The organism is Arthrobacter sp. GMC3, from assembly GCF_002929305.1.
GTDB lineage: Bacteria > Actinomycetota > Actinomycetes > Actinomycetales > Micrococcaceae > Specibacter.
Map to the genome: position 1 here is coordinate 1 of NZ_PJIO01000163.1, position 520 is coordinate 520.

Below are 520 nucleotides of genomic sequence, written 5' to 3' on the forward strand. Positions count from 1 at the left end.
CGAGCAGGCCGGCGAGCAGCAATGGCCTGAGGCTTGAGGTGCGGAGAATTCTGTCCATGGGCGGCTCCTGTCGCAGCGGCGGCGACGTGTTGGCAAACGTTCGCGCTACTTAATGATAATGATTTGCATCAAAAGATGTCGGCGCGTAGTCTGCCACCCAGCCGCTTCGCGAACCTTTGCGGGGCCGAACATTTGCTTTGCAATCCCGTCAGTTCGAGGCGCAGCGCCGCATGAATCAAGCCGATCACATCATTCGTGGCGATGAGTTGCCGGCCGTGAGCAGGCCGGGGCTGCGCCTGCCCAACGAGGATGACGACCGCCTGCTCTACGGCCGGGTGAAGTGGGCGCAGCTGCGGGATGGCCTGTCGCTGCACTGGTCCGATTGCGAAGAGCTGCAGGATTTCGTCACCGAAAACGTGGTTGGTCCGCGGGTATCGTTCGTGCTCTTTCTGCAGGGCCAGAGCCGGGTCAGCTATGGCGATCTGTCGCTGACGCTCGGTCAGTCGGCGTCGCAGCGAGC

General features: G+C 62.3%; 1 protein-coding gene. It reads left to right on the forward strand.

Features of this window, described 5'->3' with window-relative positions:
- Window positions 1-230: 230 nt before the first annotated feature.
- The coding region (locus tag CXQ94_RS24135; RefSeq protein WP_219817133.1) for a hypothetical protein at window positions 231-520 on the forward strand (290 nt) is incomplete at its 3' end.